Raw genomic sequence first — 14,618 nt, 5'->3', positions numbered from 1 at the left:
ATACACGGACACCCCATGCATGACATCGGCCGGCTGCTGAATACGGCGCTCGCGCACCACCAGGCAGGGCGCCTGGGTGACGCCCACAGCCTCTATCAGCAAATTCTGCGCGTGCAGCCCAAGCACCCGGATGCGCTGCACTTCATGGGGCTGCTCGCGTGCCAGCTGGCGCAGCACGAGGCGGGCATCGTGCTGATTCGCGAATCGATTGCTGCGAACCCGAGCCCGATCTACTACAACAACCTCGGCAACATGCTGCGCGAGCATGGTCAATTGCCCGATGCCATCGACGCCTATCGGCAAGCCATTGCGCGCAAGCGCGACTACGCGGAAGCGCACAACAACCTGGGCAATGCACTGCGCGAGTCCGGCGACACGGCCGGCGCGATGCAAAGCTGCGCGCAGGCCATCGAGCTGCGGCCCGGCTACGCCGAGGCCTACAGCAACCTCGGCAACGCGCTGAAGGACATGGGGCAGCTGGACGCCGCAGCGGCGAGTTATCGCAAGGCGATTGCGGCGAAGCGCGATTTCAGCGAAGCGCACAACAACTTGGGCAACGTGCTGAAGGCGCAAGGGCAGATCGAAGCGGCGATCGCGTGCTATCGGGCCGCGATTGCGCTCTCGCCTCAACTGGCCGTGGCCCACGATAGTCTCGCCGGCGCGCTCATGCATCAGGGCGATATCGACGGCGCCATCGAAAGTTACCGGCATGTGGCGGCGCTTCAGCCGCAGGTGGCCGCGGCGCACAACACGCTGGGCAATGCGCTGAACGCGGCGGGTCGCGTGGGCGAGGCGGTGCCGTGCTACGAGCGCGCCATCGCGTTGCAGCCGGACTTTCCCGATCCGTATCACAACCTCGCGAATGCGCTCAAGCGCGTGGGGCGGCCGGAACAGGCGCTGCAGTACGCGCAGCGCGCCATTGCGCTGCGCCATGATTCGCCGTCGTTTCACAACAACCTGGGCACGATTCTCGCGGACCTCAATGCCTTCGATGCCGCTGTCGAGAGCTACCGCAAAGCGCTCGCGCTGAACCCCGATTTCGCGGAGTCGCACACCTGCGTGCTGTTCGGGCAGTCGTATTGCGCGGGATGGTCGGCGGCTGCGCATCTCGCGGACGCACGCTATTTCGGCGAACGCATGACGGCGCGGGCAAAGCCCTTCGACGCGTGGCCGGCGCTCGAGGACGGCGCGGATGCGGTGCAGGGCAAACGTCCGCTGCGCATCGGCTTCGTCTCCGCGGACTATCGCAAGCATCCGGTCGGCTACTTCCTCGAAAGCGTGCTGCGGCACCTGGACCGCACGCGCATCGAGCCGTTCGCCTATTCCAACGGCTTGCAGTACGACGAACTCACGGCGCGCCTGAAGCCGCAATTCGCGGCATGGCAGGCCATCAACGAGATGAGCGACGAAGCTGTCGCGCGCCTCGTTCACGACGACCGCATCGATATCCTCGTCGATCTCTCCGGCCATACCGGACGCAATCGCTTGCCCGCTTTCACGTGGCGCCCCGCGCCGCTCCAGGTGAGCTGGCTCGGCTATTTCGCGACCACGGGGCTCACGCAGATCGACTACATCGTGGGCGACCGCTACGTGTCGCCGCCCGAAGAGGAATCGCACTTCGTGGAGCGCGTCTGGCGGCTGCCGGACAGCTACCTCTGCTTCACGCTGCCCACGGGCGACGTGTCGGTGGGGCCGTTGCCCGCTCTCTCGGCGCCTGCGGGTGGCGTCACGTTCGGCTGCTTCAACAATCACAAGAAGCTCAACGACGGCGTGGTGGCACTGTGGTCGCGCGTGCTGCATGCGGTGCCGGGCTCGCGGTTGCTGTTGAAGAACCACCAGCTTGCCGAACCGAAGCTGCGCGAGCTGACGCTGGAACGCTTCGCGGCGCATGGCGTGGGCGCAGACCGGCTGCTGCTCGAAGGGCCGTCGCCGCGCGACGCGTATTTCGCCGCGTTCAATCGCGTGGACATCGCGCTCGATCCGTTTCCTTACCCAGGCGGCACGACGAGCGTGGAAGGACTCTGGATGGGCGTGCCCGTGCTGAGCCGTCGGGGCGACCGCTTCCTCTCGCATCTGGGCGAGACCGTGCTGCACACGGCGGGGCTGCCCGAATGGATCGCCACCGACGATGACGACTACGTCGCCCGCGCCGTGGCCTTCGCACGCGATCTGCCGGCGCTTGCGGCGCGGCGCGCGGGCTTGCGCGAACGCATCGTCGGCTCGCCGCTCTGCGACGCGCCGCGCTTCGCGAGAAACCTCGAAGCCGCGTTCGCCCAGATGTGGGAACGTCGGCTCGCGCAAGACACGGAGGGCGCGCAATGACCCCGGGTGTGACCGATACGCCTGCGCAATGGGTCGAAGCGGGCCTCGCGCTCCACCAGGCGGGCCGGCTCGATGAGGCGCGCGCACTCTACGAGCGCGCGCTTCAACACATGCCGCGGCATGCCGACGCCCTGCATCTGCTCGGCGTGATCGCGATGCAGCAGACGCGCTACGCCGACGCGCTCGACCTGATTGCGCGCGCCATCGAAATCAGCCCGCAGGCGATGTACTACGACAACCTGGGTTGTTCGCTGCGCGGCTGGGGCAAGCTGGAAGCAGCGGCGGAGAGTCATCAGCAGGCCATTGCGCTCGACCCCGGCAGCGCGAGCGCGCACAACAACCTCGGGCTCGTGCTGTTGCAGATGCGGCTGCCGGCCGCAGCGGCCGCGAGTTTTCGGCGTGCCGTGGAATGCCGGCCCAACTTCGCGGACGCGCATTGCAATCTCGGCAACGTGCTGCGCGAGATGGGCGACTTCGAGCGTGCCGCGGAGCACTGCCGCACGGCGATTGCGCTGAAGCCGACGCTGGGCGAAGCGCACAACAACCTGGGTAACGCGCTCAAAGAGCAGGGCAAGCTGGCCGAGGCCGCAGCGTGCTATCGGCAGGCGCTTGCATTGATTCCGCACGACGCGCAGGTACCGCTCAACCTCGGCATCGTGTTGCGCGAGCAGGGCCGGCATGAGGCGGCCATCGAATGCTTCAAGCAGGCGCTGACGTTGCAGCCCACGTGGCAAAACGCCTGGGGGAACCTGCTCTTCAGCCTGAGCTTTGCCGAAGGGGCGTCGCCCGAGCAATACCTCGCCACGGCCATCGAGTACGGCAAACGCACCGCCGCGCAGGCGCGGCCCTACACGGACTGGCTCACGCGCAGCGCCGACGCGGGGCCGCTGCGCATCGGTTTCGTTTCGGGCGACCTCAGAACGCATCCGGTCGGCTTCTTCCTGGAAGGCGTGCTCGGGCGACTCGATCGAACACGCGTGGAGCTGTTCGCCTACACGACGAAACCCAAGGAAGACGACCTCACGGCGCGCATCAAGCCGCTTTTCAACGGCTGGCGCAGCCTGACCGGACTCACCGACGAAGCCGCCGCACGCACCATTCGCGACGACGGCATCCATATCCTGCTCGATCTGGCAGGGCATACCGACGGCAGCCGCGTCTCGGTGTTCGCCTGGAAGCCGGCACCGGTGCAGGCGAGCTGGATCGGCTATTTCGCATCGACGGGGCTTACCGCCATCGACTACGTGATCGGCGACGATTGTGTGCTGCCCGCGAACGAGGCGCATCACTTCATCGAGCGCCCCTGGCGGCTGCCACGCGGGTATCTGTGCTTCACGCCGCCGGCCGATGTGGCGAGCGACGCGGCCGCGGAGAGCGCCCGTCCCCTCACCTTCGGCAGCTTCGGCGACCTCGTGAAGGTGAACGATCGCGTGACGGCGGTCTGGGCGCGGATTCTGCGCGAGGTGCCGGACGCGCGTCTTTTCCTGAAGGCGAAGCAACTCGGCGACGAAATCGAACGGCGTGCCACGCTGGCGCGTTTCGCGGCGCACGGCATCGATAGCGCACGCATCGTGATGGAAGGTGCTTCGCCGCGCGCCAGTTATCTCGCGGCGTACCGGCGCGTCGACATCACGCTGAGCACGTTCCCGTATCCGGGCGGCACGACGACGGCCGAAAGCCTTGCGATGGGCGTGCCCGTGCTCTGCCGTCGCGGCGACCGGTTCCTTGCGCATCTGTGCGAGACGGTGGTGACGAGCGCGGGACTCGAAGACTGGATTGCGGCCGACGACGAAGACTACGTCGCGAAGGCTGTCGCTCTCGCCCACGACCGCGAACGGCTCGCTGCGTTGCGGGCGGGACTTGCGGCGCGCGTGCTGGCTTCGCCGCTCTGCGACGCGCCGCGCTTTGCGCGCACGCTGGAGGCCGCGTTCGACGCGATGTGGCAGGCGCGCTCAGGCGGCGGCGCGCAGGGTGCGTAGGCGCGTTTGCTGTAGCTGACGCCTGCTACGCCGCTCGAGAAAAAGCCAAAAAGAAAAAAGCCGCATCGCTGCGGCTTTCAGGGTGAATCGACGTTCCCGCATTTCGTATGCGGTTGTGCTGGTTGTACGTGTTATGGCATGTCGGGCATGTTCGCCCCGACATCACCTCAAAGCTTTCCCGTCTGCTGATAGAAGCCCGCTGCGGCGATGCGCGTCAACGCGTCGCCCAGCTGGTTCGTCATGACGTCGCGGCCGGCCGTTGCGTGCCCGGTGATAGCGGCGTCGAATTGCTGGATCGCGCGGATCTTCGCCATTGCCTCGGGCGGCTGGTTCGCCGTGAGCGACATGATGAAGGGCGAACGTTCCTCGGCGAGTTGGGCCGCGCGCAGCCAGTCTCCGGCCGACGCCGCGGCGCTCATGGCCTCGGTCAGTTCGTAGGCGCGATCAAGCGTGTGCTGTGACATCTGTTTCGATCCTCGACGAGTCCGTCAGTGAGGCGGGGTAAGGCGTTACGCCTTGTTCAGCGTGCCGGCGCTGCCGTTGCCGCCGAACAGCTGGTTCAGGTACGTCGTGTTGCTCTGCATGGTCGTCATCAGCGTGTTCAGCGCCGTGAACTGCGCGTTGTACTGACTGGTGAGCGTGGCCTGGTACGCCGTCAGATCGCTCTGCTGTTGCGTCAGGTTCGAGAGGTCCGAATTGAGCGCCGACGTGCGCTGGCTGATCATGCCGCCAGCCTGCGTGTACTGGTTCGCGTAGGTGTTGAGCGTGGTGCCGATGCCGTTGGTCGTGTTGAACAGCGCCGACACCGTGGTCGGGCTGCTGGTGACGGCGGCCTGCAACTTCGAGCTGTCGATGCTGATCGTGCCGTCGGGCTGAAGATCGAGACCGATCGAGGCGAGGCTGTAGGTCGAGCCGCCCGTCGTGACGCCGCCGCTGATGATGCTCGCGAGGCCGTTCACGGCCGAGTTCGTCATGGCGTCGCCCAGCAGCGGACCCGCGGTTGCGCTGCTCGTGGACGAAGCGGCGCTGTAGGACGTAAGCGACGACGTGGTGGAGACCCACGAGTTATAGGCGTTGACGAAGTCGGTGATCGCGGTGACAGAGGCGTTCGTGTCGTTTGCGACCGTCAGCGTCTGGGTCGTGCCCACCGCCGCGCTCGTGAGGTTCAGCGTGACGCCGGTGAGTGCCGTGGTGTCGGTGTTGCTTGCGCTCGTGACAGCGTTGCCGTCGATGGTGTACTTCGCGTCCTGAGCGGCTGTGACCTGCGTGAAGCTCGCCGTGTTGAGCCCCGTGTCCACACCGCTGCCCGCCGAAATGGACACCGTGTTCGCCGCGCCCGTGGCGTTGGACGTGAGCACGAGGTGCTGGCCGTCCGCCGCGGTGATGACGGTGGCGGTGACGCCGGGGTTATTCGATGCGTTGTTGATCGTCGAGGCGAGGCCGCTCAACGTGTTGTTCGCCGACGTGAGATTCACCGTCATCGAGCTGCTGCCCACGCCGATGGTCACCGTGCCGGTGCCAAGCGTCGCGCTGCTCGCATAGGCGCCCGACGAAATCTTGTTGGCCGTCGCGATCTGCTGCACGTTGATCGAGTACGAGCCGGGCACAGCGACGCCGTTCTTGGGCGTCGCGGTGATGCCGGTACCCGAGAGGGTCGCCGTCAGCTGCGTGAGCGAGGTGCCGTCCGAGAGGCCGGAAAGCTTGGTTTGCAGCGCGGCAAGCGACGACTGGATCTGGCCGATGGCCGAGAGTTCGGTGTTGTCGCTCGTCTGCGCGCTCGTCAAGGTCGCGGCCTGGCCCGCGGTCTTCGCGGTTACGAGGGCCGAGACGAGCGAGTTCACGTCGAGCGTCGACTTGGTCGCGCCGCTGATGACGGACTGCGCCGCTTGCGCGAGCAGCGCGCTTACATCGGTGGAGGACGTCGTCGAGGTGGTCGTGGTCATGCGTAGCTCCGTTCGTAACGAGCGGGGTCAGGTCGCGGCGCCCAGATGGAGGCGGGAGCGTGCCCGTTTCCGGTCGAGTGCCAGCGGGTTGCTGTCATGCGGACAATGCACATCGGGAGGCCGTGCCTCCCGATGCCGCTCTCCGCGTTGTTCTTCGTGTTGTGTTGCGTGTGGTTCTTTCCACGCCGCCGCGCCCTGCATGCTGCAGCAGGCGCGGCGCCGGGCGCGGCCGCAAGCGGCGCGCGCCCGGCAGGTCATGCTTACTGCAGGAGCTTCAGCACTTGCTGCGGCAGCGAGTTCGCTTGCGCGAGCACCGAGATACCGGCTTGTTGCAGCACTTGCGCCTTCGAGAGGTTCGCCGTTTCCGAAGCGAAGTCCGCGTCGACGATCTGCGACTGGGCGGCGCTCAGGTTGGTCGATTCCGTCTGCGTGTTCGTGATGGCCGACTGGAACGTGTTCTGCGTTGCACCCAGCGTTGCCTGGAAGTTGTTGACTTGCGCCAGCGCAGCGTCGATTGCGGTGATCGCGTTCTGGGCACCCGAGGTCGTCGAGATGTCGATGCCCGAAACGCCGAGGCCCGACGCGTTCCACGTGGTCGAACCGAAGTTCGCCGTAATCGTCTGGTTGGCCGACGCGCCGATCTGGAAGTTCACGCTGCCGAGGCCACCCAGCACGCTCTGGCCGTTGAACGTGGTTTGCGTTTCAACGCGGTTGATTTCCGTCAGACGCGTCGTGACTTCAGTCTGCAGGTTCGCTTGCGCTGCCGAGCCGAGCGAGCCGTCGCCCGATTCCACGGCCAGCTGGCGGATACGCTGCAGGTTGGCCACGGTCGACGAGATCGCGCCCGAGGCGGTCTGCACCATCGAAATGCCGTTGTTCGCGTTCATCACGCCTTGATTCAGCGCGTTGATGGCGGCGGTCTGGCTGGTCGCGATCGCGAGGCCGGCGGCGTCGTCAGCGGCGGTGTTCACGCGCTTGCCCGACGACAGACGCGTAATGGCTTGCGACAGGGCGCTTTGCGAGCCCGAGAGGTTCGTCTGCGTCGTCAACGACAGAATGTTGGTGTTGATGTTCAGCATTTGCTTCCTCGTTTGGTATGTGCCTCGGATGTAGGCTGGTTCGGTTGTAGACGATGCGCTTCTTGGCTGGCGCTGACCGTCTTTCCTGGTTGTCGGCGGCGGTTGCGGAAAACTTTAGGGACGTGCTTTGCAAATCGGGGCGGGAACTTACGCCTTGCTTGCGGCGAGGTGGGCCGCCTGGGCGCGCGCAGCCTCGCTCGACGCGCCTCTCGCCCATTGCTGGCGCGGCTGTGAGGCTTGGCGAGGCGGCGTATGCTGAACGTTCTGTCAACGGGACTCGTGGAGTTGTGTCATGCAGAAACGCACCATTGGTACGTCGTCGCTGCAGGTCGCGCCGCTGATGTTCGGCGGCAACGTGTTCGGCTGGACGATCGACGAGGCGACCTCGTTCTCGATTCTCGACGCCTTCGTGGACGCGGGGCTCGACTTCATCGACACCGCCGACGTCTATTCGGCCTGGGTGCCGGGCAACGAAGGCGGGGAGTCGGAAACGATCATCGGCAAGTGGCTCGCGAAGAGCGGCAAGCGCGACAAGGTTGTGCTCGCGACCAAGGCGGGCAAGCACGCGAAGCGGCGCGGACTTTCGGCAGGCAACATCCTTCTGGCGGCCGAAGATTCGTTGCGGCGCTTGCAGACGGACTATCTCGACGTCTATTTTTCCCACGAAGACGACGGCGAGACGCCGCTCGCAGAGACGCTCGGGGCCTACCAGCGGCTGATCGAGGCGGGCAAGGTACGCGTGATCGGCGCCTCCAATTACAGCGGGGCGCGCCTGGAAGAGGCGCTCGACGTGTCGCGGCGCAACGGCCTGCCGCAGTATCAGCTGGTTCAGCCCGAATACAACCTGTACGACCGGGCGGGCTACGAGGCCGACATCGAGCCTGTCGCGCTGGCGCAACGGCTGGGCGTGGTGCCGTACTACAGCCTCGCGAGCGGGTTTCTGACAGGCAAGTACCGGTCCCGCGCGGATCTCGCGAAAAGTGCGCGTGGCGGACGGGTGGAACGGTATCTGGACCACCGCGGCATGCGCATTCTCGGCGCGCTCGACAACGTGGCCGAGCGCCGGGGCGCGACGCCCGCTGCGGTGGCGCTCGCGTGGCTGATGGCGCGGCCCAGCGTTACGGCCCCCATTGCGAGCGCGACCTCGCTGGGGCAGCTCGAGAGCCTGGTGGCGGCCGTTCACCTGAAGCTCGATCCCGCCGATATCCAGGCGCTGAATGACGCGAGCGCGTGACTTCCGTACCCGACATCGGCCCAGGCGCGACGCAAGTGCCTGAGCCGACTGACGAAAGTGTGGCCGGGGCTGGGTTTTTCTGCTATCCTACCCGGCGAATTGAGATCCTTGCCCGGTTTGGTGGCCCGCTGTTATATGTTTTGCCGGCCAGTTTTGCCAGCCAAACCGGCGGTCAGGCGTGGAGTTACGTGTAGTTGCAAGACGCGTCTGACCGCGTTCCGCAGTGAACTCCCCCACTTCTCTATTCCGGCCTCCGTGGCCGCCTTGCCTTTCGCTTCAATGTGGAACACCGCGCTGGAGCGACCGGAGGGCCGGTGCGTGGGCGGCTTTGCCGCCACGCCTTGAACCGTAAATTGACTCAGGAATGACATGACGACGATTGTTTTGAAGGAAAACGAGCCGTTCGAAGTGGCAATGCGCCGCTTCCGCCGCACCATCGAAAAGAATGGCTTGATCGCCGAACTGCGCGAGCGCCAGTCTTACGAAAAGCCGACCGCTGTGCGCAAGCGCAAGAAGGCGGCTGCGGTGAAGCGTCTGCACAAGCGTCTGCGCAGCCAGATGCTGCCGAAGAAGCTGCACTAAGCAGTCTTCGCCGGCCACGCCGGCAGGCGGAACGAAAACGGCGGTGCGAGCTCTGTAGCTCGCACCGCCGTTTTTTTATTGCTTCTCTCTTGGTGTTTGTTGCCCGGTGTCTTCTGGTGTGCCGCGAAGGGCGGATTCGCGCTGGTGTGTCGGCGTGGCTCGCCATGGACGGGCCGGCGCGCGAAGCGCGATTACGCGGCGCTTTTCACGCGGTCCGGCGAGAGCCCGAACTGGCGCGCGATGGAGGTGAATCGCTCCTGCCATTCCCATGTGCCGAAGACGTCGTGCACGTTCTGCAGGCAACTGAGCAGTTCGACCGTCGTGGGATCGTAGACGTTGATGCGTGCCCGCAGCAGTGCGCGTTTCAACGCGGCGACGCCGACATCCATGTAGGCGGGCGTTTCGTCGGACGACTTTCCGATGTAGCGCACGGGAATACCTTCCATGGCCGTCATGTAATCGCGCGGCTTGATGAAACTGCCCACAGGACAGCCTCCGCAGTAGCCCCGATAGGCGCCGCCTCCACGCGGCAGCAGCGCAGCGCGGCCCTGGCCGAATAGATGGCCAACAGCCTGATTGAAAATTTCCTGGTGCGTCAGGAAGTTCAGATTTGTCATTTGCTTGTTCCCTGCGCCGTGCGCCTGGCCATTGTTTGTGTGTAACGGGATGTGGTCAGTATCCCGCGATCGACACCGCGCAAAGCTTCGACGAAACGGACAAAAGTCCCTTAGTTCGACGCTTGGATGACGAGCCTCCGATTACGCGGCGCACACCGTCGCGACGGTCATAGTTATAGCGAGTTGTGGTACCGCAGATGAAGCGTTCGGTGAGGCGGCAAGCACGTGCTACGTGACGTTGCGGCAGTACAGATGCGTCGCCGCTGCCTGCAAGGCCTTGCAGGGCAGGCATTTGCCAGCATCGACGGAGCGCCTGTGAGGACTTTCCCGAATGTGGGCGTTCATCGGGCGAGAGTGTTGCGCAAACACCAAAGGCCTTGGCGCGGCATGTGAGGCACACACGCCTATACGCGGTTCTCTTCAAGTGCACGAGCGGCGGCGCGATCCGGATACAGTCCCGTGGGCCTGCTCGCGTTCACCCCGCCTTCTTCGTGCGCATTTTCTTGCCGAGCGCGGCGCAGGACGCGCGGCACGCACAGTTCCGCTGATGGTCGTTCACCATGCCCACGGCCTGCATGAACGCATAGCAGATGGTGGTGCCGACGAACTTGCAGCCGTAGCGTTTGAGCGCCTTGCTGAGCGCATCGGAGATATTGGTGGAAGCCGGCGCGTGGCCATAGGTCTCCCAGTCGTTCTGAACCGGAGTGTGATCCACGAACGACCACACGAAGTTCGCGAGCGAGCCGTGCTCGGCGCGAATCTGTTGTACGGCTCGCGCATTGACCACGACCGATTCGATCTTGGCGCGATTGCGCACGATCTCGGGGTTGGCGATCAGCGTCTCGATCTGCTTCGGCGTAAAGCGCGCCACCGCATCCACGTCGAACTGCGCAAACGCCTGGCGGTAGCCTTCGCGTTTGTTCAAAATCGTCGACCACGACAGCCCTGCCTGCGCGCCCTCCAGCACGAGCATTTCAAAGAGATGGCGGTCGTCCTGGGACGGCACGCCCCATTCGGTGTCGTGGTAATGCGCGAGCGCATCGCTTGTTGCCCAGTTGCATCGCTGTGTCACGTGGCGGCCTCCGTCCGTCTGCGCCGATCTCGCGGGGTTTGCGGATCGGGCGAACCAAGCATAGCGGATCGAGCCCGCAGCGCAACCCGGCCGTTCGGCCGATTGCCGGGACGTTTCGGAGCAGATAGTCTCTGCGGCACGGCTCGATATCGGGCTCAACCTGGCTTTGGCGAGCGGCTCTCGCGATGAACATGGAATCCACTCTCTATCTGGTTGGCGTCGACGGCGGCGGTACAGGCACGCGCGTCGTGCTCGGGAACGCGCAGGGCGTCGAGCTCGCGCAGGCGTCCAGCGGACCGTCAGGTCTCGGGCTGGGCATTGGGCTCGCGTGGCAAGCCATCGAGGCCGGCTGTCGCGATGCCTTCGCGGCGGCGAACCATCCGCTCGATTGGTCGCGTTGCGTGCTGGGCTGCGGTCTGGCCGGCGTCAACAATCGCGACTGGCTTGCCGCGTTTCATGCGCAGGCGCCGCAGGTGGCGGCACTCGCGGTAGAAAGCGATGCGTACACCACGTTGCTTGGTGCCCACGGTGGCGCGCCCGGGGTAGTGGTGGCGCTGGGCACCGGCAGTATCGCGGCTGTACTGGACGAGGCGGGCGCGTGCCGTATGGCCGGCGGTTATGGCTTTCCCTCCGGGGACGAGGCGGGCGGCGCGTGGCTGGGTCTGCACGCGATCAGTTACGCGCAGCACGCACTCGATGGGCGCGCGCCCGCCGACGCATTCGCTGCCGCATTGCTCGAAAAGGTGGGCGCGCACGATCGCGACAGTCTGATCGTATGGCTGTGCGAGGCCAACCAGACAGCCTATGCGCGTCTCGCGCCCATCGTGCTTGCGCATCGCACGCATCCCTTTGCTGCGAGTCTGCTTGCGCAGGCGGGCGAGGAAATCGGCAAGCTCATTGCGGCGCTCGATCCGTCGGGCAGTCTGCCGGTGGCGCTATCCGGTGGACTGGCCGGGCCGCTCGCGCAATGGGTGCCCAAAGCGTTTGGCATGCGCTTGCGCGCGCCGTTTGCCGATTCGGCCCGTGGTGCGCTGCGCCTCGCACAGCAGGAGGCGGCAAGGCTCGGTATGGCGTGAGCCCGGAGACGCCGGCGCAGATCGGGACGCTGAGCGGCGAGCGACCGGCGCCGCGCTCTGAGAACGCCGCCCCTCGGTGCTACCATTTTTGTTTTCCAAACTGCCGGACGTTTTTCATGTATCAGGTTATCGCCACCGATCTCGACGGAACCCTGCTCAACGCCGATCACCAGGTGGACCCGTTTACCGTGGAAACCGTGAACCGGCTGGAGGCTAAAGGATTGCAGTTCGTGATCGCGACCGGCCGGCACTATGCCGACGTGGCGGGTATCCGCGATGTGCTCGGCATCCGCTCCTATCTCATTACCTCCAACGGCGCGCGTGTGCACGCACCCGACGATACGGTGATTCACGCACGCGATCTGGATGCCGGTACAGTGCGACGCATCGTGCAGCCCGAAATCGTGGGCAAGCATGGACGTGTGATCGTGAGTCTTTTCGCCGACGACGCGTGGTTGATCGACCGCGAAGCGCCGAAGCTTCTGGCTTTTCACCAGGACTCCGGTTTCACGTATCAGGTGATGGACCTGACGGGCCACAGCGGCGAGGACATCGCCAAGGTGCTTTATGTCGGCGAGCCGGCGGATCTGGCCGAAATCGCCGCGCGTATCGAACGTGAATTTGGCGACGCCGTGTACGTCACCTATTCGCTGCCCGATTGCCTGGAAGTCATGGCCGCGGGCGTATCCAAAGGGCGCGCGCTTCAGGCTGTGCTGGCTCGCCTCACCGTTGATGCATCGCGTTGTGTCGCGTTCGGCGACAACCTGAACGACATCGATTTGCTAGAGACCGCGGGGCATCCGTTCATGATGAACAACGCCAATCCGAAGCTGATTGCCCGTCTGCCACACGTACCGCGTATCGGCAACAACTTCGAAGCTGGCGTTGCACACCATCTACGCAAGCTCTTCGAACTGGATGACGAACTGGCGTCGTAGGGAAGCGGCCGGCTGGGCGTCCGCAGCGCAAAAGGATCGGCAGCGACCAGCCATCAGTTGCGAAGAGGACCGAACAGCAGGACGGGGCAACAGATCAAGCTGCCGCGAGCGCGAAAGCGCATCGCACATGGCTCACGCTGCTCCGTCCTGTTCGAGACAATTCAGCACCGCTTACCCGCGCCAGCCCCATCCACGGCCGCGGTCGTGATCCCAGCCGCCGCGATCGCCGTCACGCCAGCCGTGGCCGTCGCGATCCCAGCCCCTGCGATCCCAGCCGCGATGATCCCAGTCGTCGTGCCAGCGCGGGCGTCCGTAATAGACAGGCTGTGGCGCGCTATAAACCGGTGCTGGTGCCACATAGGCAGGCGCGGGCTGCACATAGACGGGCGCCGGTGCGCCCAGCGAAAGGCCGATGCTGAGATCCGTGTGCGCTTCGGCGACACCGCACGCTCCAGCCGCGAGACCTGCTGCAACAAGCACTTGAGTGACGATGCGCTTCATGATTGTTCTCCTGTGACGCGACGTGTTTGTCGCACAGGTTCAATCTACGCGCGGCGAGCTGGGCGTTCTGCGACGAGATGTTACGGGGTGCAAGCGTACGTCGCGGTGTCGAATAGCAGGTCTATATCGAACCGACGATGTTCCGGGCGTGCGGGGTAGGGGCGAAAGTGCCGCGCTCCGCGGCGCAGCGCGGGGGCGTGGCGATGTGGTGACGCGTCGGCGATCGGGCCATAACCCACATTGTCTACGGCTGCCGTAAACCGGCCTTACATCTGTACCAATTCTTTAAATGCGATCGGATGTGGGCTTGCTGGTGCGCCCGAAAAGCAGCGCGGATGCCGGGCCAAGGCGTCCTCATGGTGCCGATGCCGCCGCAGAACCCGACGCGGACGACTGAACCGCATCACCGCCTGGCAGCGCCGCACAGGGGCAGTCGGTCGCCCTACCGTCCAGTCCCTCGTGGTCATGCTTGAAAGACGCCTGTGGTGAGCCATTGCGCCAGTCGAGTTTGAGAACGTAGATGCTGTCGAAATCGTTGCTCGCCCACTTCGGCACGTCCTTGGGATTGCCGCCATGCGCGGTCACCATCCGACGCACGAGCTGTTCGATGAGGCGGTGTTCCCACGCCACAACGACGGTCTTGTTGCGCCACGAGGGATCCACCAGCGTGTTGCCAAGCTGCTCGATCTGCGAATAACCGTAGGGCGTTTGAACCGGCATGCCGAAGGCGATTGCGGTGGGCTCGATGGTCGCGAGCGGGCGCACGTAATTCCATGCGCGTCCGTTGTCGTCTTTCTTTTCGCCGGGATCGGGCGCGTAGATGGCGTCCGGCTTGCCGAATTTGGCCGCGATGACGGCGGGTAATGCGAGCGCGCGGTTGAGGCCCTGGCAATTGAGTTGTCCGAGTCCTTCCGCAGGCTTTTCGCCGTGGCGCACGAACACGAGCGTCTCTACATCGCCCGACGCGGCCCATGCTGCGACAGGCACTATTGCCGCGCCAGCGGCGACGGCAAGGCATAACGCCATAGCGGCCAGAAAGGCGGTCGAACGGGGCATGGTGGGCACCAGAGGTCGGATCAAGGTCGAACGATTCTAGCAGCGCGATTCGGCACTTCTTTCAGCCTATTGGTGCCCGTCAGCGCCTGTGTATTCGCGACCACGACGAGCGCTGCCAACCGGAGCGGAAGAGCGGCGAAAAAGCAAACGGGCGCCGAAGCGCCCATTCATACACATAAGTTCAATCTGCCGCGAGAGCCCCTTGGCGCCTCGCTAAAG

The 14,618-nt window shown here is 65.0% G+C and carries 13 protein-coding genes; 6 read left to right on the top strand and 7 right to left on the bottom strand.

Annotated elements, in window-relative coordinates; all coding sequences use genetic code 11:
* Positions 1 to 15 precede the first annotated feature (15 nt).
* Entirely contained in the window at positions 16 to 2,322 is a 2,307-nt protein-coding gene (locus P2869_RS16835; protein WP_277597032.1) for a tetratricopeptide repeat protein, read from the top strand.
* Positions 2,319 to 4,301 (top strand): tetratricopeptide repeat protein, encoded by a 1,983-nt coding sequence (locus tag P2869_RS16830; RefSeq protein WP_277597031.1) that lies wholly within the window; start codon positions 2,319 to 2,321, stop codon positions 4,299 to 4,301. Before P2869_RS16835 ends, P2869_RS16830 begins: the two co-directional genes overlap by 4 nt.
* Before the next feature lie 167 nt (positions 4,302 to 4,468).
* Here the strand turns inward: P2869_RS16830 and fliT are convergent, their stop codons facing one another.
* From fliT to P2869_RS16815, 3 genes are all read right to left on the bottom strand, one after another.
* Positions 4,469 to 4,765 (bottom strand): flagellar protein FliT, encoded by a 297-nt coding sequence (gene fliT / locus P2869_RS16825; protein ID WP_017772176.1) that lies wholly within the window; start codon positions 4,763 to 4,765, stop codon positions 4,469 to 4,471.
* A gap of 45 nt (positions 4,766 to 4,810) precedes the next feature.
* Positions 4,811 to 6,244, bottom strand: a complete 1,434-nt coding sequence (fliD, locus tag P2869_RS16820) for a flagellar filament capping protein FliD (RefSeq protein ID WP_017772175.1) — start codon at positions 6,242 to 6,244, stop codon at positions 4,811 to 4,813.
* A 260-nt stretch (positions 6,245 to 6,504) separates the two neighbouring features.
* Positions 6,505 to 7,323, bottom strand: a complete 819-nt coding sequence (locus P2869_RS16815) for a flagellin domain-containing protein (RefSeq protein WP_017772174.1) — start codon at positions 7,321 to 7,323, stop codon at positions 6,505 to 6,507.
* A 292-nt stretch (positions 7,324 to 7,615) separates the two neighbouring features.
* On the opposite strand from P2869_RS16815, the gene P2869_RS16810 reads away from it, so the two are divergent.
* Together P2869_RS16810 and rpsU are read left to right on the top strand one after the other, a co-directional pair.
* Positions 7,616 to 8,557 (top strand): aldo/keto reductase, encoded by a 942-nt coding sequence (locus tag P2869_RS16810; RefSeq protein ID WP_277597030.1) that lies wholly within the window; start codon positions 7,616 to 7,618, stop codon positions 8,555 to 8,557.
* Positions 8,558 to 8,926: 369 nt separating this feature from the next.
* Positions 8,927 to 9,139, top strand: coding sequence for a 30S ribosomal protein S21 (gene rpsU, locus P2869_RS16805; RefSeq protein WP_017772172.1), 213 nt, complete (start codon positions 8,927 to 8,929; stop codon positions 9,137 to 9,139).
* A 191-nt stretch (positions 9,140 to 9,330) separates the two neighbouring features.
* On the opposite strand, the gene P2869_RS16800 is transcribed toward rpsU, so the two are convergent.
* Both P2869_RS16800 and P2869_RS16795 read right to left on the bottom strand, forming a co-directional pair.
* Positions 9,331 to 9,756, bottom strand: coding sequence for a hypothetical protein (locus P2869_RS16800; RefSeq protein WP_017772171.1), 426 nt, complete (start codon positions 9,754 to 9,756; stop codon positions 9,331 to 9,333).
* A gap of 475 nt (positions 9,757 to 10,231) precedes the next feature.
* The gene (locus tag P2869_RS16795) at positions 10,232 to 10,828 is read right to left on the bottom strand and encodes a DNA-3-methyladenine glycosylase I (protein WP_277597029.1); all 597 of its coding nucleotides are present in this window, start codon (positions 10,826 to 10,828) and stop codon (positions 10,232 to 10,234) included.
* A gap of 191 nt (positions 10,829 to 11,019) precedes the next feature.
* On the opposite strand from P2869_RS16795, the gene P2869_RS16790 reads away from it, so the two are divergent.
* Both P2869_RS16790 and P2869_RS16785 read left to right on the top strand, forming a co-directional pair.
* Positions 11,020 to 11,904 carry a BadF/BadG/BcrA/BcrD ATPase family protein gene (locus P2869_RS16790; protein WP_277597028.1) on the top strand — a complete coding sequence of 295 codons (885 nt, stop codon included), beginning with the start codon at positions 11,020 to 11,022 and terminating at the stop codon, positions 11,902 to 11,904.
* A gap of 116 nt (positions 11,905 to 12,020) precedes the next feature.
* Entirely contained in the window at positions 12,021 to 12,842 is an 822-nt protein-coding gene (locus P2869_RS16785; protein ID WP_277598161.1) for a Cof-type HAD-IIB family hydrolase, read from the top strand.
* Positions 12,843 to 13,013: 171 nt separating this feature from the next.
* Here the strand turns inward: P2869_RS16785 and P2869_RS16780 are convergent, their stop codons facing one another.
* Together P2869_RS16780 and P2869_RS16775 are read right to left on the bottom strand one after the other, a co-directional pair.
* Positions 13,014 to 13,343, bottom strand: coding sequence for a hypothetical protein (locus P2869_RS16780; protein WP_277597027.1), 330 nt, complete (start codon positions 13,341 to 13,343; stop codon positions 13,014 to 13,016).
* Between the two features lie 354 nt (positions 13,344 to 13,697).
* Entirely contained in the window at positions 13,698 to 14,369 is a 672-nt protein-coding gene (locus tag P2869_RS16775) for a histidine phosphatase family protein (RefSeq protein ID WP_346833747.1), read from the bottom strand.
* Positions 14,370 to 14,618 lie beyond the last annotated feature (249 nt).

Origin of the sequence: Paraburkholderia sp. SUR17, assembly GCF_029536165.1 — a bacterium.
In the GTDB taxonomy this organism is placed as follows: Bacteria; Pseudomonadota; Gammaproteobacteria; order Burkholderiales; family Burkholderiaceae; genus Paraburkholderia; species Paraburkholderia kururiensis.
Note: the sequence above shows the minus strand (reverse complement) of the source record. Positions and strands in the feature narration are given on the sequence as shown.